This is a genomic window from Novosphingobium sp. ERW19, from assembly GCF_012641315.1.
Classification (GTDB): Bacteria; Pseudomonadota; Alphaproteobacteria; order Sphingomonadales; family Sphingomonadaceae; genus Novosphingobium.
Map to the genome: position 1 here is coordinate 24,610 of NZ_JABAIC010000017.1, position 22,873 is coordinate 47,482.

A 22,873-nucleotide genomic window follows, 5' to 3' on the forward strand; every position below is an offset into this window, starting at 1 on the left:
ATAAGCCGAGGCAGACCATTACCCGGCGATGAACACCGGGTGGCCTGCAGACGGGGCGCGCCTAGCAACGTCAGGCCGATATGACAAGATGCGACTTGGCTTCTTGTGCATAGGTATGATCGTGTTTTTCCTTATGCGGGGCGATCAGGGAGCGGGTTGGCAGTTGTAGCGCATCCGTTCGTTGGGTTCAGGCGGCAGAAGCGCCTTGATCGACTGCTGGTTCTGGCCGAACTGGCGGGCAGCTTCTTCGCCCGCGCCGCATGCGGGGGCATTGAGCCTGGCGCGTGCGGCGCGAGCCTCGGTCATGGCATCCAGACCCACCAGAAACCGCTCCACCGTGTAGGTCCGGGATTGTGGATCATACGAATTCACCGAGACCGTCTCCTCGCCATTCGGAACAAGGATTCGGCTCCAGCCATCGTTGGCGAGGCCGTACTGGGTCTTTCCGTTCATGCAGCCGCTTTCAGTCCACTCGATCGGAACATCGGTGATATCCGAAACAGTGACGCGGCTCCGTTCGGGATCGAGCACGCAGATCATGCGTCCGGAGCCGGCACGATCGAGTGCTGCTGCCGATGCGCTGGAAGACGTGTGTGGCTGTTCGAGCTTTTCCCGTGCGCGACTGTCTATCGATGCAAGTGACGGCCGCAGGAACCAGACAGCGACGGCGGACACCAGCAAGGCTGCGGCTCCAAAGATGTGTTTACGCTGGAACTTGCCGCGGCGTCTGGAGGCCTGGACCATGCCCCAGCCACCGGCGCCAAGTGCGCCGACGAGAAGCAGGGCAGCCAGGGCCATGCCGTTGTCGCGCTCGGACAGGACGGCCATTTCAGCCTCGCGGCGAGCAGTTTCGAACTGCTGCTGGCTGGCTTGCGCGCGTGCGTCGCGTTCGGCGGCCATGCGCGCCTGCTCTCCCGCCGCGCGTTGCGCTTCGGCGCGGTCGAGGTCCGCGATCGAGCGACAGGGCAGGCCGCTGCTGTGCACATCAACCTTGGCGCGGAGCAGGAAGGCCGAGAGCTCGCGCATCGAAATGGCGAAATAGAACGACGAATCGGTGCTGTTGTCGCTGACCGTGCCGAAGGAGTTGACGCCGATCACGCGGCCGCAGGAATCGAGCAGTGGGCCGCCCGAGTTGCCCGATCCCAGTGGGGCGGTGTGCAACAGGGTATCGAATGACCGCGAAGAGCGCCCACCTGACAGATAGCCGCGCGTCTTGACCGCTTCCTGCGGCGTGACAAGATCGGCCATCGATAGCCCCTGCGCCAGATCGACGTTGCCGGGATAGCCGACGGCATAGACTTCCGAACCGTCCGTTGGTGCGCCGGGAAAGAGCGTGATCGGCGTAAGGGTGCCGCCACCTTCGATGCGCAACAGGGCAAGATCATTGCCGGGCGAATAGGCAACCAGCTTGGCCGGATAGCCGTTGCGGCCTTCCGCCGGGACGACGCCAGCGATGAGCGTGTCGTCCCCGCGCAGCTCTTCGACGACGTGGGCATTGGTGACGATCAGGTTCGGGGTTACGGCAAATCCTGTGCCATGGGTGATCAGCCGGGCCCGATCCCCGTCGCTTTCGATGATCACCACGCGAACCACGGATCGGCTTGCCGCGCTGATGTCCGCGGGGTCGGCAAGAGCGACCGGTGCGGATCCAAGCGCCAGTAGGGCAACCAGAAAGGCGATTAACTGTTTGGCGACACGCATGGAGGCGCTTTTTGCGCTGATTTGCTTTGACCGCAAGGTGCGGGACGCTTTGGTGGCGCAGTGTGGCCAGATTCTCTCCACAACGAGGAGACGAAGCGATGCGCGATGTGACACAGGCTTGCCGAGATCGTTCTGCGCATTATCGACAGGACATGGGCGCAACTGCGGACATTCCCGACGATGAAGCCTGGCGTGCTGTGCTGGCGCGCGATCGCGCTTTTGACGGGCGTTTCGTCACCGGTGTGCTGAGCACCGGCATCTATTGCCGTCCATCCTGTCCGGCCCGGCATCCACGTCGTGCCAATGTCCAGTTCTTTTCCGACGGGGTTGCGGCGAGAGAGGCCGGTTTGCGCCCATGTCTGCGCTGTTCGCCCGATGACGTTTCGCGCGATGAACGCGCGGTGTTGATGGCGATCGAGGCGATCAAGGCGGCGGGGCAGCCTTTGGCGCTTGCCGACCTTGCCGAGCGCTGCGGCTATTCGCCAACGCACTTTCAGCGGGTTTTTGCAAAGGCGACCGGGCTTTCGCCCGCGGCCTATGCGCGCGCGCTGCAGAAGGAGCGCATGACTGAAGCGCTTTCGGGCGCGGGCAAGATCAGCGATGCGATCTATGACGCCGGGTTTTCCGGACCTTCGCGATTTTACGCTGCGGCAGAGGAGCGCTTGGGCATGACGGCTTCGGCTTGGGCAAACGGCGGGCGCGGCGTGACGATCCGCTGGGCAGTGGTGCCGACCTCGCTGGGCGCGATGCTGGTCGCGGCGACAGAACGCGGCATTTGCCGACTGTCTTTCAACGAGGACGCGGCGACTTTGCGTGCGCGCTTTCCCAATGCCGCGCTGGAGCAGGGCGGCGAAGATTTCGCAGGCCTGCTTGAGCAAGTGATTGCGGCGGTGGAGACGCCGGGAGACCATTCGCATATCCCGCTCGACGTGAAGGGCACTGCTTTCCAGGAAGCGGTGTGGCAGGCACTCCGGGCCATTCCAACGGGAGAGACGCGCTCCTATGCCGAAATCGCCGCAGCGGTCGGCAAGCCCGGCGCGGTGCGCGCGGCGGGATCGGCCAACGGGGCCAACAACGTGGCGGTGCTGATCCCGTGCCATCGCGTGATCCGCTCGGACGGCTCGCTTGGCGGCTATGCCTATGGGCTTGAGATCAAGCAGCGATTGCTCGACAAGGAGCGCGAAACCAACCGGGGGTAAGGCATGGACGATCTTCAGACGGCAAGACCGGGCATCTTGCGAAGGATCATTGCCTTCCCGTTGACGCTGATGATTCTCGAGTTCCTTGCCGTCGCCATGGCTGCGTCTGCTGCGACGGTTGGTCTGAAGGGTCTGTTTCCGCACGGAACGCCCGGCTACTTCCTTGGCGGCCTTGGCGTGGCTGTTCTGGCAATACTGGTCTACCTCGCTTGCACTCGCTGGATCGAGCGGCGGTTGGCCCACGATCTTCCGCTTGCGGCCATGACCAAGGACCTGCCGCTTGGAATTCTGATCGGCGGCGCACTTTTCACCCTGATGACGGGGATTGTCGCGCTGCTGGGCGGACTGTCCGTCGAAGGCGTGAATGGCATTGGCGCGCTGTGGGCGATGCTGGTGATGGCGGTCACCTCGGGGACGATCGAGGAGATTCTGTTCCGGGGCATACTGCTGCGGCACGTCGAGGCAATGCTTGGCACCTGGACAGCGCTGGTTGTGACCTCGGCGCTGTTCGGTGCAGCGCACCTGGCCAACGACGGGGCGAGCCTGTTTGCCGCTTTTGCGATTGCAATGGAGGCCGGCGTCCTGCTGGGCGCGGCATACCTCTGGAAGCGACGGTTGTGGATTCCGATCGGCATTCATGCCGCGTGGAATTTCACCCAAGGGTGGGTATTCAGCGTGCCGGTATCAGGGGGCAATGCGCCCGAGGGCCTGCTGATAACGACCCGCAACGGACCTGACTGGCTGACCGGCGGCGCGTTCGGCCTGGAGGCAAGCGTGATCGCCATGCTGGTGGCGACCGGCGCGGGCTTGCTCCTGCTTCTGCGCGTCATTCGTGAGGGCGGTATAAGGCCGCCCATGTGGGCGCGGCGCTGACGGACCTTTCAGTTCGCCGGCGCCAGGGCTTCAGTCCTCTGCGCAGGCCTCGTCATCGGCCGAGCAAGGTTTCTCCACCTGTCCGGTCGACTTCCAACGCTCTATCCGAGTGAGAAGCGACTTGCCGTACGGCCCGCCGTGAGGATCGTTGGCGAGAATGCGGGCGTGGGCGATAGCGTCATCGAATCGCCCCTGGTTCGCCTGGTCCCAGGCAAAGGCTGCGCGAATGCTGCTGGCCTCTGGCGCCAGTTCGAGCGCTCGCCGCAAGGCGTAGCGCGCCTGGCCCGGTATTTGCGCCGTCTCGGCGCTGTAGCTCTGGAACAGCGTCCAGAACGCGAAGGAATCGTAAGGTGACGCGTCGCTGGCCTTGCGGATCCAGCTTCTGGCCGCTGTCCACCGCTCGGGCGCCCTGATGGACACGTTCTCGAGCCTGTGCATCTCGATTTCGCCCTTCAGAAGGTTAGCCCGCGTCATCCCGGGCTGGAGTTTCAACGCCAGTTCGTTGAACTTCTCGGCCTCGTTCCACAACGCAATCTCTTTAGCCGTATCATCGGTATTGTTTGCGAGCGCCTGTGCCGCTCTGGCTACCTCGTAGGCAGCATTGGCAGACTGGGGATTCGCCATGGCAATCTGGCGCAGTTCGCCAAGCGCCTCTTCCTCGCGCTTGTCGATGAAGCGCATGATATGCAGCGGCACAATGGCCGAGTCGACCGGCGACAGGCGTTCGAGGGCTGGAGCTGCCGGTTGCGGCAAGGGCGTGGCGGAGCGTGAGAACTTGATGCTGCCGCGCATGTACTTGTCGAGTTCACGATCCAGCTTCTTGAGGTCGCCGAATGCCGCGGTGCCGGCTTGGTCGGGCGGCATTCCCCCTGCCACGAGCGAGAGGTAATTGCCGAGCTGGCCCTTGCGCTCCTGGCTCGTGCTGAGAAAGTGCACCAGCAGCCAGGACTTGCCGTAGAACAGATCCGAATTGCGCCCCTGCTTGCCGGCCAGCACATCGGTCAGAGGCATGTCGTCCCGCGCAAGGCTCCACGCTCTATGGCGGGCCGGGCGGCCAAGGTCGAAGCGGCCCTGACTGTCGAATTCGACGGTGGAAAGATACTCCGCAAAGCCTTCGACGTACCACGAGGGATAGGCGAAGCGGAAGTTTCGGAACATCAGGAAGTGGGCGTATTCATGAAACAAGGTAGTCTGGGCACCGAGTTCGAGTTCCGACATGGCGACTTCGCGATGCGAAACGATGAAGCGGCCTTCGATGTCATGCGAGAAGAACCCCGCTACCTCCGGGACCTTGTACATTGCGCCGACCGCAGCCTTGTTCGGCAGCAAGTAGATCGGCAGCGGCATGGCATTGGGATCATCCGGAATGCCGAACATCTGCCGTACCAGAAAATCGAATCGTTCGAGGTCATTTGACAACTTCGTGGCAAGTTCGACGCTGCCTGCACTATGCAGCGCGAAATGGCGGGAGTTGAGTCTGTACCAGCTTTCTGCGGCGGCTGGTGTAGTTGCTGCTGCAAAGATGCTTGCGCCTACGGCGATGGTCCGCAGGAAATTCTTGAACGCAGAAATATTCACGCCGGATCTACCACCCAATGTCAAACCACTTAGGAAGAGCAGTCCTTCATTCTGGCATTATCGGCAAGCACAATCGTCACCGGATCGATTTCAGCCCCAAGTTGATGGCTGGTCGGAAAGACTGTCCAGGAAAGCCTCGGCACTGGCGATGTATTCATGACGCCGCTCTTCGCTCATCCTTCGCCATGTCGCATAGGGTTGGGCGAGCCGATGGTAACCCGCCAGCCGCTTTTCATTCCGTGCAAGGAAGTGCCAGTAGAGTGCATTGAACGGGCAGGCAGCGGGGCCGGTCTTCTGCTTCACGTTGAAAGTGCATTTGCCGCAGTAGTCGCTCATGCGATCGATGTAGGCGCCGCTGGCTGCATAGGGTTTCGACGCCAGACGGCCTTTGTCGGCATGAAGGATCATGCCCGCCACATTGGGCAGTTCGACCCATTCATAGGCATCGGCAAAGACGATCAGATACCATTCGGCCACTTCGCGGGGGGCAAGGCCGGCAAGCAGCGCGAAATTGCCGAGCACCATCAACCGCTGGATGTGATGGGCATAGGCATTGTCCCGAGTGGTGCGAACGCATTCGGCGATACAGTGCATCGGCGTGTCGCCCGTCCAGTAGAATTCGGGGAGCGGACGGTGGGCATCAAGGCCGTTGGCATCGGCGAGCCCCGGCATTTCCAACCAGTACATTCCGCGGATATACTCCCGCCAGCCAATGATCTGGCGGATGAAGCCTTCGACGGCTTCCAGCGGTGCGCGGCCTTCGCGCCATTCCGTTTCGGCGCGCTGGCACAGGTCAAGCGGGTCGAGCAGGCCGATATTGATCGCAGGCGAGAGCGCTGCGTGAAACAGGAAATCCTGTCCCGACACCATCGCGTCCTGATACTTGCCGAACAATGGCAGTCGGTCCTTGAGGAAAGCGTCGCGCGCCTGCTCGGCCTCGGCACGGGTTACCGGCCAAGCGAATTTATCCAGCGAGCCGAAGTGCCTTGCGAAGCGGGTTGAAACCATTTCGAGCACTTCGCGCGTCGTGTCGTCAGCCTTGAATGCCGGCAGCCCCGGTGGGGCGAGGCCAGCTTCGGGGCCACCGCGATTCTCCGCATCGAAGTTCCAGCGGCCACCGACCGGCTTGTCCCCATCCATCAGCAGCCCAGTCTTGCGGCGCATCTCCCGGTAGAACCACTCCATGCGCAATTCGCGGCGACCTGCAGCCCACTCGAAAAAGTCGGGGAGGGGGCAGATGAAGCGGGTATCGGGCAGGATGCGAACGCGAACGGGGAGGTCCGTGCGCCACTGCTCCATTGCCTGCCGTACGCGCCATTCGCCTGGCTCGGTAACCTGCACGCCGCGTGCGTTGTGGCGTGTTATGGCGCGGGCAACTTCGCCGGTGAAGCTGCCGGTGTTTTCAGGGGCATCGAGGCGGACGTAATCGACCATCCAGCCAGCTTCGCGCAATTCCTCGGCGAAGTGTCGCATGGCCGAGAGGATCAGCGCGATCTTGGCCTTGTGGTGGCGAACGTAAGTGGTCTCCTCGACCACTTCCATCATCAGGACCACGGTGTCCTCAGGCCTGCGGTCGGCAAGACTGGAGATGTCGGGCGAAAGCTGGTCGCCGAGGATGGGAACGAGAACGGGGCCGGTCATCCTTGCGGAATGGCCGAGTGGCGGTTTCGTTCAACCTGACCCTAAGGGTCAGACAAAGCTGTAGGGATCGATATCAACGGCGACACGCACGCCCGGCGGGAAGCGCAGCGGGTCGAGCCAATCGCGGATTACCCGCTGCAGTTCGGTGGAACGGCGAGCGTTGATGAGCAGACGATAGCGATAGCGGCCCCGCAGCAGCGATAGTGGGGCGGGTGCGGGGCCAAGGATCAGCACATCGTCAAGGCGCGGAGCGGAACCTCCGATGCCCCTTGCAGCGTCGCGCGCTTCGGCTTCGTCCTCGCTGGAGACGATTATTGCCGCCCAACGACCGAAAGGCGGCGCTCCGGCATCACGCCGGGCTTCGGCTTCGGCGGCATAGAAGGCGTCACGGTCTCCGCTGGCCAGGGCCTCGATTACCGGGGCTTCGGGGTGCCGGGTCTGGATTAGCACCTCGCCAGGTTTTTCGCCACGGCCGGCGCGGCCCGCAACCTGCGCGACCTGCTGATAGGTGCGTTCGGCCGCGCGAAGATCGCCGCCCTCGAGACCCATATCGGCGTCGATCACTCCGACCAGCGTAAGCTCGGGAAAGTGATAGCCCTTGGTGACGAGCTGGGTGCCGACAATCACGTCGATCGCCTTGTTGCTTGCCATCTCGACGAACTCGGCGGCCTTGGCAGGGCTGGTCAGCGTGTCGGAGGTGACCAGCGCGACCCGTGCTTCAGGCAGGATCGCGGCGACTTCATCAGCGATGCGCTCCACGCCCGGGCCGCAAGCGACAAGGCAATCGGGCTCGCTGCATTCGGGGCAGGCATCGGGCGGCGGGATCTCATGTCCGCAGTGGTGGCAGGCGAGGCGGCGCGAGAGGCGGTGCTCGACCAGCCAGGCGGAGCAGTTCGGGCACTGGAAACGATAACCGCAAGTCCGGCACAAGGTAAGCGGAGCATAGCCGCGTCGGTTAAGGAACAGCAGTGACTGTTCGCCCTTGTCGAGCCGATTCTTCAGCGCCTCCACCAACGGTGGCGCAATCCAGTGTCCGCGCTCGGGCTGTTGTTCGCGCAGGTCGACGATCTGGATGTCAGGCATCGTTGCTCCGCCGAAGCGCGCAGGCAGGACCACGCGCTCATAGCGGCCAGCTTCGGCCATCTGCAAGCTTTCCAGCGCCGGCGTGGCGCTGGCGAGGATAACTGGCACCTTCTCGAAATGCGCGCGCATCACTGCCACGTCGCGGGCATTGTAGCGCACCCCGTCGTCCTGCTTGAACGAGATCTCGTGCGCTTCGTCGACGACGATCAGCCCGAGTTGGGCGAAGGGCAGGAACAGCGCGCTGCGTGCACCGACAACCACTTGCGCCGTTCCGGCTGCCACGGCCCGCCATGCGCGCCGCCGTTCCGACGACTTGAGCGAAGAGTGCCATGTAACCGGCGGCACCCCGAAGCGCGCTTCGAAGCGCTTCAGGAAAGTCTCGGTAAGCGCGATTTCCGGAAGGAGCACGAGGACCTGCCGCCCTTGCTCGATCGCGGCTGCGACCGCTTCGAAATAGGTTTCCGTCTTGCCCGAGCCCGTCACGCCGTCGAGCAGAAACGGATGGAAGTCATGTGCATTGACCGCCGCGACAAAGCGGGCAGCGACTTCCGCTTGTTCATCCGACAAGTCAGGCGCGGCGAAACCGGCGTCGGCAGGCGGATAAGGCCGGTCAGAATCGACCACCACCGGTTCAAGCAGCCCGGCATTGACCATGCCGCGTAGCACGCCATCGGAGACGCCGGCGATTTCCGACAGTTCGCGGATCGTTGCCTGCTGGTCCTGCAACAGGTCCAGAGCGATGAGACGCTGGGGCGTCATGCGTTCCGGCTCGCGGCCGGTCAGGCGATATTCGGTGACGGTGCCGCCGCCCTGCAGCGCGGCCGTGCTGGAAAGCGCCATGCGCGCCACTGCTGCAAGCGGCGCGACGTAATAGTCGGCGGTCCACTCGATCAGGCGCCGCAATGGTGCGGGCAGGGGGGGGACAGGGAGGACCTGAAGCAGAGGGCGCAGCTTGGCATCCGGAACTTCGGTTCCCGGCAGCCGTTCCGCTTCCCAGACCACGCCGATGATCTGCCGCGGCCCCAGCGGTGCAATGACGACGCTGCCCGGTTCCACGTCCATACCGGCGGGCACGCGATAATCCAGCGGGCCGAGCGCGGAATTGAAGACGAGGCATCGGACGCGGTTCATGTTCGCCGGTCTATATGGGGCTGCATCGCAACCGGCAAAGCCCGGGCGCAAAGGAATTGAGGAGAAAAACATGTCGCAGGCTTCCACCATCCTGAACCGCCGGGTCCTGCTTGGCGGCATGACGTCAGCTGCCGTGCTTTCCGTTGCCGGCTGCGCGAGCTATCCGCAGTTCTCGTTGGAAGAGGCGGTGCGACGTTTGCTGTTCCTGTCGACCGATCGGGCCTTCGCGCGCTTGCTGGCACCGGGCGGGTTCTGGGACGATCAGGTGACGCGGCTTGCGCTGCCAGAGGCCATCGGCAACCGTGGCAGCGTTCTCGCGCGAATTCTGACCGGGCCGATCGTCAGGGACCGTCTGCAGCGCGCGTTCAACGACATGGCCTATGACGCGGCGGAACGCGCAGCGCCTGCGGTGACAGACGCCGTCCGCACGATCGGCATTCGCAATGCTCTGGCGCTGCTGCGCGGCAGCGACCCTATGGGGGCGACGGCGTTCCTACACCAGGAGATGGGGACCAGCCTTGTCGAGATCATGGTGCCCGAATTCGGCGATGCGATCCGGGTGAGCCGTGACCCACTGTTGGGGCAGGTGCTGGGCGCGCTGACCGGTGTGGACGTCGGCGGCATCGCAAACTCGCTGGCTTACGAGGCGGACAATGCGATCTTCCGCGCGATCGGCCGGGAAGAGGCCGCCATCCGTTCGGACCCCCGTTCGACCAACGATCCGGTACTGATAGCCGCTTTTGGCCTGAAGTAGTCTGACAAATTCCCGCGCGCAGGCACTGACATTGGCCGAGGCTTTCCTTATAGGCACGGGGGAATCACTCCTCCCTGCTGGAAGGCCTCGTCCCATGAAGTTCTTCGTCGACACTGCCGATACCGCCGAAATCGCCGACCTCGCCGCCACCGGCCTTCTCGATGGCGTGACCACCAACCCGACCCTGATTGCCAAGGCTGGCAAGGACTTCATCGAAGTGACCCGCGAAATCTGCGGTCTGGTCGATGGTCCGGTCTCGGCTGAAGTCGTGGCTCTGGACCACGAAGGCATGATGCGTGAAGCCGAGATCCTGCGGAAGATCGCCGACAACGTCTGCATCAAGGTGCCGCTGACCATCGACGGACTCAAGACCTGCAAGGCGCTGACCAACGACGGCACCAAGGTCAACGTGACGCTGTGCTTCTCGGCCAACCAGGCGCTGCTGGCAGCCAAGGCCGGCGCAACCTTCATCTCGCCGTTTGTCGGCCGTCATGACGACAACGGTTTCGATGGCATGGACCTGATCCGCGACATCCGCCTGATCTATGATAACTACGCATTCGAGACCGAAATCCTTGTCGCGTCGATCCGCCACGGCGTCCACGTTCTGGAAAGCGCACGCATCGGTGCCGACGTGATCACTGCGCCGCCCGCCGTGATCAAGGGCCTGTTCAAACATGTCCTTACGGACAAGGGCATCGAAGGCTTCCTTGCGGACTGGGCGAAGACCGGCCAGAAGATCGGCTGATCCATCTGACTCACAGGCATTTGCGCATTGGCTGACGAAACTCCCCTCGACCGTTTCCGCTCGGTGCTGACCGGCACCGCGCGGGCGATCTCGCTCGATCCCGAGGTCGAGGTGGCGTGGACGGCTGATGCGCCGGTCCAGTCCGGGCAGTCGATGCGTGTGCCGATGCCGGGGCGTTCGCTTCCGGCAGAGCAGGTGGCCGAAGCGCGCGGCCACGCGGATTCGATGGCGCTGCGGCTGCGGCATCACAACGCTGGCCTGCATGGCCGCAATGCACCGACCGAAGCGCTGGCGCGCGCGTGCTACGATGCGGTCGAGCAGGTCCGCTACGAGGCGCTGGGTGCGAACGCCTATGCCGGGATGCGCGACAATCTCGGTGCAGCGCTGGCCATGCGCATGGCCTCGGATCCGATCAGTCGCGCCGCCAAGCCCGAGGACGTGCCGCTGCCGACCGCGCTGGCGCTGCTCCTGCGCGAGAAGCTGACCGGGCAGGAATCACCCGCGTCGACCGATACCGGCATGGCAATGGTGCGCAGCTGGATCGAGAGCAAGGTCGGCGAGGACATCGAAGGCCTTGCCCTTTCGCTCGACAACCAGCGGGCATTCCAGCAACTCGCGCTCGACATGCTGCAGCATCTCGACCTCACGCAGTCCGCGTCCGAACAGGACGAGGATACGCAGGAAGACGAGGGCGAAGATCAGGAGGACGAGGGCGAGGAAGAGCCTTCGAACTCCGACGATCAGGAGCAGCAGCCCTCCGAAGTTGCGGGCGATACCAGCGAAGGCGACGAGGATTCGGAGTCCGAGCAGGAAATCGAGCAGGACGACGATGCCGCCGACTCCGACATGGCCGACGAAGGCGAAGAGGGCATGCTGCCCACGCGCCCGAACCGTCCATGGACCGACCTGCCAGAAAACTTCGACTACAAGAGCTACACAACGCAGTTCGACGAGGTCGTTTCGGCCACGGACTTGTGCGACGAGGAAGAACTGACGCGGCTGCGTGCCTATCTCGATACGCAGCTCAAGGGCCTGCAGGGCGTGGTCACGCGCCTCGCCAACCGGCTGCAGCGCCGCCTCATGGCGCAGCAGAACCGCTCGTGGGACTTCGACCAGGAAGAGGGCCTGCTCGATGCCGCGCGCCTTGCCCGCGTGGTGATTTCGCCCGGGCATTCGCTGTCCTACAAGATTGAGCGCGACGTCGAGTTCAAGGACACGATTGTCACGCTGCTGATCGACAACTCTGGCTCTATGCGCGGTCGCCCGATCTCGATCGCTGCGATCAGCGCCGACATTCTCGCGCGCACGCTTGAGCGCTGCGGCGTGAAGACTGAAGTGCTCGGCTTCACCACCCGCGCATGGAAGGGCGGGCAGAGCCGCGAGGCCTGGCTGGCCGGTGGCAAACCTTCCCAACCCGGCCGCCTCAACGATTTGCGCCATATCGTTTACAAGAAGGCCGACGAGCCTTGGCGCCGCGCGCGCAAGAACCTCGGCCTGATGATGCGCGAAGGCCTGCTCAAGGAAAACATCGACGGCGAGGCGCTGCTCTGGGCACACACGCGGCTTCTCTCCAGGCCCGAAGATCGTCGCATCCTGATGGTCATTTCCGACGGCGCGCCGGTCGATGATTCGACCCTTTCGGTAAACAACGCCGGTTATCTGGAGCAGCACCTGCGCAAGGTGATCGACTGGATCGAGAAACAGTCGCCAGTGCAGCTTGTCGCCATCGGCATCGGCCATGACGTGACCCGCTATTATCGCCGCGCGGTGACAATCATGGACGCGGAGCAGCTCGGCGGCACGATCATCGAACAGTTGGCGGATCTATTCGAGGACGAGTAGGTCCAGCTTGACGACGCTTGTTTAACCGGGCAGTTAATCCGGCATGAGCACCATGACAGTCAGCGAGGCCGTTCTCTCCCGTCGTTCCATCCGGGCGTTCAAGCCCGATCCCGTGCCGCTTGAAACCCTGCGTCGCGTGATGGACAAGGCGCGCTGGGCGCCGTCGGGGTGCAACTTTCAGCCTTGGGAAGCGACCATCGTGACAGGCGCACCGCTTGCCGAGTTGCAGGCAAAGATGTTGTCGTCACCGATGCAGGATCCGATCGAGTATTCGTGGTCGGACCCCGAGGTCATCCCTGAATGCAAGGCGCGCCTTCATGCGGTGGGCGCTGCCATGTATCAGGCGATGGGCGTGGGACGCGCCGATGCGGATGCAAGGGCTGACTTCGTTCGCAACAATGCCACGTCTTTCGGCGCTCCGGCCGTGCTGCTGTGCTACTTCGACCGTCGCATGGGGCCACCGCAGTGGTCCGATGTCGGGATGTGGCTGCAGACGTTCATGCTGCTTCTGCGCGAAGAGGGGCTTGATTCCTGTCCTCAGGAATTTCTCTCGATGTATGCAAGGCTTATCAAGGAGTTCATTGGCGTTTCTGATGAAACCCACATTTTCTTCTGTGGCATCGCCATTGGCTATCGCGATGAAGGCAATCCCGTGAACGGCTTCAGTCGCGAGCGCGAACCGGTTGACGGCAACGTACGGTTCCTTGGCTTCTGAGTGGCTCCATGGATGTAACCGACGCAGTGCTGACGCGGCGATCGGTGCGCCGCTTCCGCTCGGATCCTGTCCCGCTCGATCTCTTGCGCAGTGTCCTCACGAAGGCTCAGAGGGCTCCATCGGGTGGCAACGTCCAGCCATGGAATGCCCACGTCATTTCGGGTGAGCCGCTCGTCCGGCTGGTCGAGACCGTAGGAGCCGTCATACCACTCGGCCGCAATGCGCATGCGCCCGAATACGCCATCTATCCGCCAGAGCTTGATGGTGCATACGAAGCGCGGCGCTTCGGTGTTGGCGAGGCGATGTACGCCGCGATTGGTATCGAGCGGGACGACAAGCGCGGGCGCCTGGCGCAGTTCATGCACAACTTCCAAGGCTTCGGTGCCCCGGCGCTCATGCTGGTCCATACACCACGCTACATGGGACCGCCGCAGTGGTCTGACATCGGAATGTGGCTGCAGACGGTCATGCTTCTGCTGCGAGAGGCAGGGCTTGATTCCTGCGCGCAGGAAGCGTGGGCCGTTTACCAGAAGCAAGTCCGGGAATGCGTCGCCATCCCCGACGACCACGTATTTTTCTGCGGGCTTGCGATCGGCTATCGCGATGAGGACGCAGCCATAAATTGTTTTGAAGTACCTCGCGCGGCGCTGGAAGAGGCTGTTACTTTTGAGGGCTTCTGACGCCTGACGGCGACATTTTGTCACACATCGTCGGGGTATCACTTGGCATTGCCGGGTTGACGCGCCTATGCTGTGGCAAAGGGCACAAGAGTCTTCGGGATACGCAGTTATTCGATGCAATGGTCTTGGCGTTCACGTGGATCGTGGAGGTCGGGCTGAGGGAGCAGGCGATGCGTAACCGACTGGCGAGCTTCGGAATCAGACTGGCGACGGGCGTTGCTGCGCTTGCGTTGGTGTGCGGCCCTTCGGTTGGGCACGCAGTGGCGGCTGAGGAATCGCTGCTCCTGCGCGACAGTTTCCCGCTCGGATCGGGTGGCAGCAAGGCGCTCTGCCAGGTCCAGTCACGCACGACGGATCAGGCCAACCGGTCGCCCCTGGACAGGACATGGGCCATCGTCTGCCGGGATTCGGCCCTGCCGGTCGGATATGTCTTTGCGCTGCGGCACGGACAGGATGACGAACTGGCCCGCCTTGCGGATCGGCGTCGCCAGAAAGTCACCTGCCAAGATGCAGGCCGCGCTTCAGTTGCCGGGCGCATGCGGATGGATTGCCGCTGGAACGATCCTGATCTGGCCTACGAAGTGGTGAGCGTGGCGAGGGGCAATACAACCTTCGTGGTGGAGGGCTTTTCCGCCTACCACGGTGCGCTCGACCTGGCTCTGCGCTCGATCTATGCCGATCGCCTGATCGACGAGCCGATCGAGATCGCCATGACCTCGATAAACGACACCGAAGCCTATGCCCGGATCCAGGCTCTGACGCTTGATCCGGCAACGGCGCTGGCAGAAGGCTATCGCCGTAACAATTCGGGCGATTACGCCGAGGCTGCGGCCTACTTCGAGACGCTCGACCAGCGGCAGGCGTCGACGGGCGATGTGCCGATCGACCGAGTCGAGTTCCTGGTGAACGCTGGGCTGCAACGTTCCAATCTTGGCCAGTTCGCCGAAGCCGACCGCCTGTTTGCAGAGGCTGGCGCCATGCCTGCCGGCAGCGGTGTGGTGGAGCGGCTGCGCCGCAATTACGAGGCAATCCACCTTCTCAACCAGGAGCGCTACGCTCAGGCACTTGAGCGGCTGGGACAGCCCCTGCGCCAGACCAGCGCGATGGGTGCGGATAGCTTGCGCGACACCATGGAACTTACGCCATCGGTCTCGCGACGCATCAACGCTTCGGACCTGACGGCCAATGCGATGGGACTGGTCGACGATCTGCGGCTGACAGATGATGAACGCGCGACGATCCTCGATGCACAGAGCCTCCAGTTGCGCGGCACGGCATTGCGTCTAATCGGGCGGAAGGCCGAGGCTCGTACTGCGTTGGAGCAAGCGCAGGCACGGGCTTTGGCAGTGCGCAATGGCCGCGTTGTCTCGATCGTGCGCATGCGTGCGCAAGTGTTGAACGAGCTTGCCACGATTGCTGAAGACGAGGGGCGGATGTCTGACGCAGAAGCGCTGTTGCGTTCTGCGCTCGAGATTGTCGGCGTACAATATCCGGAAACCCGCAGCATGGCAGCGGCCCAGGCTAGGCTGGCGGCTTTCCTCGTGCGTCGCGGGCGCCCTTCGGAAGCAGAGCCGCTTTACCGCCAGGTCGTGGCCCGTTCGGTCGAGCGCGAGAATGGTCTTTCCGGCCTGTCTCGGCAGATGGCTCCCTATTTTGATCTGCTTGCCACGCGAATGAATGGGGATGCGGGAACGAGCGATGCCTTCTTCCAGGCATCTCAAGTGCTGGTGCGTCCGGGCGTTGCCGAAACGCAGGCCGTGCTTTCGCGCGAACTGTCAGGCGGCAGCGACGAGGCCGCACGGCTGTTCCGGCAATCCAACAGTCTGACGCGCGCCGTGGAACGCGCCCGCATGACCTATGCGGCCTTGCAACGGCTGGATGATGCGTCGGCCCGGACAGACGAGATTGCCGATGCTGCAAAACGGGTCAGCGAACTCGAAGCGCAGGAACAGGCAACCGTCATCGAACTTGCCAACTATGCCCGCTATCGCGTTGTGACGCAGCGTGTAATTGGTCAGAAGGAGCTTCAGGAAGGCCTCGCTCCGAACGAGGCCTACGCCAAGATGGCTGTTCTAGGTCCTGATGTGTTCGTGTTCTTTGCGAACAAGGACAAGGCCGTTGGCTATCGGGCGCCCATCACTGCGGCGGAATTGGAATCGTCGGTCAAGGCGGTCCGTGACTCGATCTCGCGCTTCGATGGCAAGCAATATGTAACCGGCACTTTTGCGGCAAAAGAGGCAGTAGCCGTCTACAAGGCCTTGTTTGGTCCTGTCGCATCGGACCTGCAGGCAGCCCGGCATCTGATCTTCGAACCAGACGGGGCGATGCTGAAATTGCCGATAAATGTGCTGATTGCCGACGAAGGTTCGGCACAGGAATACCTAAAGCAAGCCGAAAGCCCGGCCGGCGATCCCTTCGATCTACGGGCTGTTCAATGGCTTGCAAAGGACAAGCTTGTTTCCACTGCGGTGTCTGCACGGTCCTTCATGGATGCCCGTAAGCAGCCTGCTTCGAAGGCGCACGAGGCCTATCTCGGCATGGGCCGAAATGCTGCGGTTGTAGCATCGAGCGGGCAAGTCGGTTCGAGAGTGAGGGGGGGCGATGGGGCCGCAGGCAGCGATTGCGACTGGCCGTTGACGACGTGGAGCAGGCCCATCTCCGAGGCCGAGCTTCTCAAGGCCCGGATGCTGCTTTCCGGGCAGGGGACTGATCTGATGGTCGGTTCGGCATTTTCGGACACGGCGATCAAGGCGCGGGGCGACCTCGACAATTTCCGCATTCTTCATTTTGCAACGCATGGCCTCGTTACCCCGCCACAGCCGTCGTGCGCGGCACGGCCAGCGCTTGTCACCTCATTCGGCGCGCAGGGGTCGGATGGCCTGCTCAGCTTTGCCGAGATATTCGATCTGAAGCTCGACGCTGACATGGTCATCCTTTCGGCCTGCGATACGGCGGGTGAAGCGGACGTGATTGCCACGCGCGAGACGGGCCTTGCCACGGGTGGCGGGTCAGCGCTGGAAGGACTGGTCCGCGCGTTCATCGGTGCCGGAAGCCGATCCGTCCTTGCCAGCCATTGGCCAGCGCCCGACGACTTCGACGCCACCGCGCGATTGATCAACGGCCTGTTTGCCGCTGCGCCCGGCACGGCCTCCGGAGAGGCCCTGCTCAAGGCGCAGCAGGCGCTCATGTCCGATGTCGATACATCTCACCCTTATTATTGGGCCGGCTTTGCGGTTATCGGAGACGGAGCCCGGCCGCTCGTGTCTCAGGGCGCGCGGATGGTTGCCATCGGGGGAAGTTCGGCCGTGGCGCCTTCACGGGTAAGGGAGGGAATTTAAGGCATGGCCAAAGAGCCGCGTGTGGTCAGTGAAGGACCGCGCGAGATTGGCAGGACGGCGCGGCGCAGCCTGTCGCAGCTTGGCTGGCAGCGCAGTTTCGTAGCGCTCATCCTGCTGGCGTTGGCCCTGTTCATTGCCCTGAACAGTTGGCGGCTGCCGCTTTTGCGTGATGCGGAAGCGGCGCTGTACGATTTGCGTGCAGCCAATTTCGCCCCACCGACCGATACCGACAAGCGTATCACGCTGGTCGTCTACACGGCCGATACAAATCGGGCGACGGGACAAATTTCTCCGGTCGACCGGACGATCCTCGCCAAAGCACTGGGGCAGATCGACCAACTGGGAGCGAAGGGCATCGGTATCGACGTCCTGTTCGACAGCCCGCAGGATGATGATGACCTCTTGAGGGCGTCGCTCAAGGCAATGAAAACGCCTGTCTTTCTGGCCTTTGCTGACAACCGCACTAATCCGGAGGCCATCACCTACGAGCAGGAGCAGGACCTGCGCGCCTTCATGCAAAGTGCAGGCGGGGCTATGACCAAGCCCGCCTCGATCCTGCTTGAGACAGATACGGACGGTGTTGCCCGCCGCTGGCCTCGGCAATATTCGGGGTTGCCGCCTTTGCTGTCGATCGCCCTGACGCAAGGCAGTGCCGATGCCGATCCGCGCTTCGCCAGTTTTACGGGACCGATCCGCTATCGAGTGCCCTCGGCGAGCGACCGGCCAGTGTTCGATAAGATCCCGATCGATCTTGTGGCCGATCCTGAAACGGCGCCCTTGGTCGCGGACGCAATCAAGGGGCGCTACGTCCTGATTGGCGGGGACTTTTCGGATTTTGACCAGTTCGATACGCCCTTTACCCGCACCGGGAATCCCGTGACCGGCGAAACCCGCATGATTGGCGTCGAAGTCCACGCATCGATGCTTGCGCAACTGCTGGACAAGGCTTGGAAGCAGCGGCCCGCGATGGGGCTGAAGATCCTGGCTGGTATCCTCGCCGTCGCGCTGGGCGCTGCCACCGCCATGATCCAGACCCGCACCTGGGTCTTGGCAATCGGTGTGCTTGCGCAGTTTTCGCTGTTCCTGGCGGTGCCGTTCCTTGTGGAGCGGGCGGGCTTTGACACGCTGGACCTGCCGGCGACAGGCTGGCTGATTGGCTGGCTGATAGCCTATACCGCCATCAGTTCAGGCTTGCGTGCCATCAACGCAGCGCAGCGTGAGTTCGCGCAGGGCGCACTTGGCAAATACCTGCCTCGATCGGTTGCATCAGAGATTATGCGCAATCCGGACCGCCTCTCGCTGCACGGAGAAAAGCGCGAGATATTCTGCCTTTTCAGTGACCTAGAAGGCTTTACCAAGCTGACGCATGCAGTCGAGCCGGAAATGATCGCGCGCTTGCTGAACGACTATCTCGACCGGCTCAGTGCCGTGGTACTGGAGTATGGCGGCACGCTCGACAAGTTCGTCGGCGATGCCGTGGTCGCCTTCTGGGGCGCCCCGATTGCCTACCCCGATGACGGTGAGCGCGCGGTGAAGGCGGCATGGGCGATGTACCTCGCTGGCGAAGAGTTTCGCAAGTCGGTGCCTGAAGGCGTGCCCAAGATCGGACGAACCCGCGTGGGGGTACATTATGGCGAAGCGGTCGTCGGCAATTTCGGGGGGGAAGGGCGGATACAGTACACCGCTCTTGGCGATGCCATGAACACTGCTGCCCGGCTTGAGGGCGCCAACAAGCCGCTGGATACGCGCGTGCTCGTCAGCCGGGAAGCAGCCGAGCGGTCCGGGCTTGACTGGTTCCGTCCCATGGGGGCTGTGACGCTGCGGGGGCGTAAGACGCCTGTTGAAATCTTCGAACCGGTTCCAGACATGGCCGAGGACCAGCGCGGGCTTGCAATCGCGGCGGTCGAGGCGCACGCGCAGGGAGACGCGGAACGTGTGAAAGCTCTCACAGACACAATTCTCGAATCGGTCCATGATGATGACGCGATGATGAATTTGATCCAGAGGTTGCGGCAAACGCACAAGGGAGAGAGTTATGTTCTTGGTTGATGGCAAGCAGTTGCGCGCCTTCGTGGCGGGCGCGTCGGCCATTGCCGGGCTTGCACTGGCAGGCCATGCCATGGCGCAATCGGTTGTGGTCCGTTCGACCGGACCTTCGGCAGGAGCCTATCCGCAGGGGCGCAAGTTGCCCGCAGGAGCGTCGGTCGTCCTCAAGTCCGGCGACCATGTAACGGTTCTCGACAAGGCTGGGACCCGGGTTCTCAACGGTCCCGGAACTTTCGCACTCAACGGCGAAGTCAACCGCGATGCCGCAGCAGGCACGCAACTCGCGGCAATGATGGCCCGCGGCGGCGCCTCGCGCACGCGCACAGGGGCTGTCCGTGGCGCTGCCAGCGCTCCGGCATTGGCTACCCCGACCGGCCCGGAGAACGTCTGGTATATCGATGTGAGCAAGGGCGGAACCTATTGCATTGCCGACCCTGCAACTGTCGTGCTCTGGCGTCCTGAAAAGGTTGAGGAAGGCACGGGCAAGCTGCTTTCGCAGGACGGAAGCTCCGCGGATGTAACCTGGCGTGCCGGAAGCGCGCTCAAGGTCTGGCCGGCCGCCAGCGTGCCCGTCGTCGACGGGCAGACCTACACTTTCAGCAATGCTGTGGGCGCGCCGGTAAAGATCCGCACCGTGGTCATGACCAACGTGCCGACTGACGAACTTGAGGTGGCAGGGGCCATGGCGGACAAGGGCTGCAATGCGCAGCTCGATCTTCTTGCGAACCTTGCGCAATCAACCCAGGCCGGAGGCTGAACAATGCGCCGCAAGGGACTGGTCATGTTCAGCATTGCTGTTGCCTCAGCACTTTCGACAATGACGAGCGGCGCCTTCGCACAGGCCGTTGTCGTACGATCGACCGGTCCGTCTGCCGCTTCGTACCCAAAGGGCAAGCGGCTCCCGGCGAATGCACAGGTCGTGCTGAAAGCCGGCGACGTGGTTACTGTTCTGGACAAGGCCGGAACGAGGGTACTCAAGGGTGTGGGCACCTTCACACTCGACAATGCAGTGAACCGTGATCGCAGTGCGGCGGCGCTTCTGGCGCGGTCCCTCAGCAATCCTGCATCGGTCAGGGCGGGGGCCGTGCGCGGCGCCGGGGATACCTCGGGTGAAAACGTACTGCCTGTAAGCATCTGGCTGGCAGACACTAGCGAGGGCGGGAACGTCTGCGTTCCCCGTGGCAGCGACCTTTATCTGTGGCGAGAGGAAGCCAAGGCTCGAAGCTTTACCTGGCTTACCGAAAGTGCGGGCGGCGAGATGGTGCGTATGCAATGGCCGCCCAAGACCGTGGGCATCGCCTGGCCCAAGACCATGCTCGCCCCGCAGGAAGGGCGCACTTACCGCATCTATGATGAAACGGCGCCGGACAAGGCGGCGGAGTTCCGGATCGTCATGCTCGAACCTGAGGACGTTCCAGCCGATGCGGCCTCGTTGGGCACGCTGTTGCTGGACAACGGTTGCAAAGCGCAATTCGATTGGCTTGCGGCAACACTTGCAGAACCGGACATACAAGAGCAACATCCATAGTGGAACTACTTAGGGTGATTCTCCACCACAGGTCATTCCCAACGTTACAGAGCCTTACCGGGCCAACAAGTTAAGTCATCACGGGTCGCGCCTGTGGAGATTCGACTCAAATGGCCGATCCTGTTGCTGTTTTGCCCTTCCTCGGGGGCACGATACCAGTTGGTTTCCGAGACAAAGCCCGGTTTTTCAGGCTTCGCGGGACGGCTGCGGCAGGCCTGTTTCCCCTTCTGACCCTGTCTCTTTCGGTGAGCGCGGCGCTCGCCCAGTCGGTCACTCCGGGCAACGTCCAGCCTCCTACGCGCGAAGAAATTCAGCGTGGCGTGGCAGAAGGAACGCTCAATCGGAGTGGCCCGGTCACGGTCGACACGTCCGAAGTCGAACGCGCGCCATGCCCTCTCGCTGCTCCTGATTTCGCCGGGATCCGCTTCAAGCTTTCGGCCGTCAACTTTACCGGCATGCAGGATCTTCCGGGCTTCGACCTGGCGGATAGCTACGCCGAGTTCGTCGGAATGGAGCAGCCGGTATCGGTGATCTGCGAAATTCGCGATCGCGCCGCAACCAGGCTGCGGCAGGCCGGATATCTCGCCGCGGTGCAGGTACCGCCGCAGAAAATCGATGGAGGAACGATCCGGCTGGATGTGCTCCTTGCCCATCTCAAGCGGGTACAGGTCAAAGGTGATGTGGGGCGGTCGGAACAGGCGCTCCTCAGGTATCTCCAGAAGCTTACCAGAGACCCGGTATTCAACACCCGTCGCGCAGAGCGTTACCTGCTGCTGGCCAAGGACCTGCCTGGCATGGATGTACGCCTGGCGCTTCGCCCGCTCGAAGGATCACCGGGCGAAGTCGTTGGCGAGGTTTCCGTAAGGAGGGTACCAGTCTACGCTGAACTCGGACTGCAGAACTACGGTTCTCACGCAGTCGGTCGGTACAGCGGTCTCGCCAGGGTGCAATTCAACGGGCTGACCGGGCTGGGCGATTCCACCACAGCCAGCTTCTTTGCCACCACCGACCTTCATGAGCAGAAAGTGCTGCAACTCGGCCACGAAATGCGCCTTGGCGGGGAAGGCTTCGCTCTTCGCGGGGACTTCACCTACGGTTGGACCAATCCGACGGTGACGGACACGCGGGCCGATTTCCATTCGAGGACATTGTCGGCATCGCTGGAAGGCAGCTTTCCGCTCATACGGTCGCAGGCATACAACCTGTCGATTGCCGCGGGGGGACAGATATCCAACCAGGATCTCGACTTCGGCAGCATTCCGCTGAACCGCGATCGCTTGCGGGTAATCTACGCCAGAACCGATGCCAACGGGATCAGCCGACCGAGCCTGACCGGCCGCAACGGCTTCACGCCGTTCGAGCCACACTGGTCATGGGGACTGACCCTCGAAGCTCGACATGGGCTTGACGTCCTCGACGCCACCAAGGGCTGCGTCGGTGCCAATGCGCCCAGTTGCCGTGGCTTCGGAAAGGTCACGCCGAGCCGGATTGAGGGCACTGCAAAGGGCTTTGTCCTGCGAGCCTCTGGAGTTTTCGATTATCGTCCGGTGCGCAAGGTCACGCTCAGCATTCAGCCCCGTGCGCAATACTCGCCCGACAAGCTCCTCTCCTACGAGGAGTTTTCCGGCGGTAACTACACCGTCGGCAGAGGATATGATCCGGGCGCAGTGATCGGGGACAGCGGCGTTGGCGTGCGCGGTGAAATCCGCTTGGGATCGCTCTTGCCCAAGGTTGCCGGTGGCAGTGCTTTCCAGCCTTACGCCTTTGCCGACGCGGCATGGGTGTGGAACAATGACGCCGCGTTCGACGGGCTCGATCCGCAGAAGGTGATTTCTGTCGGCGGCGGCCTGCGGGCCGCGATCAAGGACTCCATTCGCCTCGATGCCGGCGTGGCTGTGCCATTGCACGATCCGCTTGGATTGGACGTCAAGGGCAAGGCCCGTTTCATGCTCAATCTTTCGTTCCAGCTCCTGCCGTGGAGGCTGTGATGGCCCGTACGCTTACAAGCCCGATGCA

The 22,873-nt window shown here is 62.8% G+C and carries 16 protein-coding genes; 12 read left to right on the forward strand and 4 right to left on the reverse strand.

What is annotated here, in order from left to right; all coding sequences use genetic code 11:
• Positions 1-144 precede the first annotated feature (144 nt).
• Positions 145-1,701, reverse strand: a complete 1,557-nt coding sequence (locus HGI46_RS20690) for a serine protease (protein ID WP_240946928.1) — start codon at positions 1,699-1,701, stop codon at positions 145-147.
• A 152-nt stretch (positions 1,702-1,853) separates the two neighbouring features.
• On the opposite strand from HGI46_RS20690, the gene ada reads away from it, so the two are divergent.
• Positions 1,854-2,900: a bifunctional DNA-binding transcriptional regulator/O6-methylguanine-DNA methyltransferase Ada gene (ada, locus tag HGI46_RS20695; RefSeq protein WP_168905702.1), complete on the forward strand. Its 1,047-nt coding sequence runs from the start codon at positions 1,854-1,856 to the stop codon at positions 2,898-2,900.
• A 3-nt stretch (positions 2,901-2,903) separates the two neighbouring features.
• Positions 2,904-3,773 carry a type II CAAX endopeptidase family protein gene (locus tag HGI46_RS20700; RefSeq protein WP_168905687.1) on the forward strand — a complete coding sequence of 290 codons (870 nt, stop codon included), beginning with the start codon at positions 2,904-2,906 and terminating at the stop codon, positions 3,771-3,773.
• Positions 3,774-3,803: 30 nt separating this feature from the next.
• Here the strand turns inward: HGI46_RS20700 and HGI46_RS20705 are convergent, their stop codons facing one another.
• The 3 genes from HGI46_RS20705 to HGI46_RS20715 form a co-directional block, all read right to left on the reverse strand.
• Positions 3,804-5,351 (reverse strand): hypothetical protein, encoded by a 1,548-nt coding sequence (locus HGI46_RS20705; protein WP_168905688.1) that lies wholly within the window; start codon positions 5,349-5,351, stop codon positions 3,804-3,806.
• A 90-nt stretch (positions 5,352-5,441) separates the two neighbouring features.
• The gene (locus HGI46_RS20710; protein WP_168905689.1) at positions 5,442-6,992 is read right to left on the reverse strand and encodes a cryptochrome/photolyase family protein; all 1,551 of its coding nucleotides are present in this window, start codon (positions 6,990-6,992) and stop codon (positions 5,442-5,444) included.
• 48 nt (positions 6,993-7,040) lie between these two features.
• The gene (locus HGI46_RS20715; RefSeq protein WP_168905690.1) at positions 7,041-9,206 is read right to left on the reverse strand and encodes a primosomal protein N'; all 2,166 of its coding nucleotides are present in this window, start codon (positions 9,204-9,206) and stop codon (positions 7,041-7,043) included.
• Between the two features lie 70 nt (positions 9,207-9,276).
• On the opposite strand from HGI46_RS20715, the gene HGI46_RS20720 reads away from it, so the two are divergent.
• The 10 genes from HGI46_RS20720 to HGI46_RS20765 all read left to right on the forward strand — a co-directional run bounded on the left by HGI46_RS20720 (position 9,277) and on the right by HGI46_RS20765 (position 22,845).
• The gene (locus HGI46_RS20720; RefSeq protein ID WP_168905691.1) at positions 9,277-9,960 is read left to right on the forward strand and encodes a DUF4197 domain-containing protein; all 684 of its coding nucleotides are present in this window, start codon (positions 9,277-9,279) and stop codon (positions 9,958-9,960) included.
• A 94-nt stretch (positions 9,961-10,054) separates the two neighbouring features.
• Positions 10,055-10,708, forward strand: a complete 654-nt coding sequence (gene fsa, locus HGI46_RS20725) for a fructose-6-phosphate aldolase (protein ID WP_168905692.1) — start codon at positions 10,055-10,057, stop codon at positions 10,706-10,708.
• Between the two features lie 27 nt (positions 10,709-10,735).
• Complete coding sequence (gene cobT / locus HGI46_RS20730) at positions 10,736-12,550, forward strand: cobaltochelatase subunit CobT (RefSeq protein ID WP_168905693.1); 1,815 nt, start codon at positions 10,736-10,738, stop codon at positions 12,548-12,550.
• Between the two features lie 43 nt (positions 12,551-12,593).
• The gene (locus HGI46_RS20735; protein WP_346766788.1) at positions 12,594-13,265 is read left to right on the forward strand and encodes a nitroreductase; all 672 of its coding nucleotides are present in this window, start codon (positions 12,594-12,596) and stop codon (positions 13,263-13,265) included.
• 8 nt (positions 13,266-13,273) lie between these two features.
• Positions 13,274-13,945 carry a nitroreductase gene (locus HGI46_RS20740; RefSeq protein ID WP_168905694.1) on the forward strand — a complete coding sequence of 224 codons (672 nt, stop codon included), beginning with the start codon at positions 13,274-13,276 and terminating at the stop codon, positions 13,943-13,945.
• 170 nt (positions 13,946-14,115) lie between these two features.
• Complete coding sequence (locus HGI46_RS20745; protein WP_168905695.1) at positions 14,116-17,283, forward strand: CHAT domain-containing tetratricopeptide repeat protein; 3,168 nt, start codon at positions 14,116-14,118, stop codon at positions 17,281-17,283.
• A 3-nt stretch (positions 17,284-17,286) separates the two neighbouring features.
• Positions 17,287-19,332 carry an adenylate/guanylate cyclase domain-containing protein gene (locus HGI46_RS20750; RefSeq protein ID WP_168905696.1) on the forward strand — a complete coding sequence of 682 codons (2,046 nt, stop codon included), beginning with the start codon at positions 17,287-17,289 and terminating at the stop codon, positions 19,330-19,332.
• Positions 19,319-20,086, forward strand: coding sequence for a hypothetical protein (locus HGI46_RS20755; protein WP_118074148.1), 768 nt, complete (start codon positions 19,319-19,321; stop codon positions 20,084-20,086). The genes HGI46_RS20750 and HGI46_RS20755 overlap by 14 nt, the downstream gene beginning before the upstream one ends.
• A 3-nt stretch (positions 20,087-20,089) precedes the next feature.
• Positions 20,090-20,857 (forward strand): hypothetical protein, encoded by a 768-nt coding sequence (locus tag HGI46_RS20760; protein ID WP_168905697.1) that lies wholly within the window; start codon positions 20,090-20,092, stop codon positions 20,855-20,857.
• Positions 20,858-21,102: 245 nt separating this feature from the next.
• Positions 21,103-22,845 carry a ShlB/FhaC/HecB family hemolysin secretion/activation protein gene (locus HGI46_RS20765; protein WP_206065871.1) on the forward strand — a complete coding sequence of 581 codons (1,743 nt, stop codon included), beginning with the start codon at positions 21,103-21,105 and terminating at the stop codon, positions 22,843-22,845.
• Positions 22,846-22,873 lie beyond the last annotated feature (28 nt).

Coding starts and splice junctions, on each gene's coding strand:
- HGI46_RS20750 (WP_168905696.1), top strand. CDS start 17,287: ATGGCCAAAGAGCCGCGTGTGGTCAGTGAAGGACCGCGCGAGATTGGC.
- HGI46_RS20755 (WP_118074148.1), top strand. CDS start 19,319: ATGTTCTTGGTTGATGGCAAGCAGTTGCGCGCCTTCGTGGCGGGCGCG.
- HGI46_RS20715 (WP_168905690.1), bottom strand. CDS start 9,206: ATGAACCGCGTCCGATGCCTCGTCTTCAATTCCGCGCTCGGCCCGCTG.
- HGI46_RS20760 (WP_168905697.1), top strand. CDS start 20,090: ATGCGCCGCAAGGGACTGGTCATGTTCAGCATTGCTGTTGCCTCAGCA.
- ada (WP_168905702.1), top strand. CDS start 1,854: ATGGGCGCAACTGCGGACATTCCCGACGATGAAGCCTGGCGTGCTGTG.
- HGI46_RS20700 (WP_168905687.1), top strand. CDS start 2,904: ATGGACGATCTTCAGACGGCAAGACCGGGCATCTTGCGAAGGATCATT.
- HGI46_RS20690 (WP_240946928.1), bottom strand. CDS start 1,701: ATGCGTGTCGCCAAACAGTTAATCGCCTTTCTGGTTGCCCTACTGGCG.
- HGI46_RS20720 (WP_168905691.1), top strand. CDS start 9,277: ATGTCGCAGGCTTCCACCATCCTGAACCGCCGGGTCCTGCTTGGCGGC.
- fsa (WP_168905692.1), top strand. CDS start 10,055: ATGAAGTTCTTCGTCGACACTGCCGATACCGCCGAAATCGCCGACCTC.
- HGI46_RS20710 (WP_168905689.1), bottom strand. CDS start 6,992: ATGACCGGCCCCGTTCTCGTTCCCATCCTCGGCGACCAGCTTTCGCCC.
- HGI46_RS20740 (WP_168905694.1), top strand. CDS start 13,274: ATGGATGTAACCGACGCAGTGCTGACGCGGCGATCGGTGCGCCGCTTC.
- HGI46_RS20745 (WP_168905695.1), top strand. CDS start 14,116: ATGCGTAACCGACTGGCGAGCTTCGGAATCAGACTGGCGACGGGCGTT.
- HGI46_RS20735 (WP_346766788.1), top strand. CDS start 12,594: ATGAGCACCATGACAGTCAGCGAGGCCGTTCTCTCCCGTCGTTCCATC.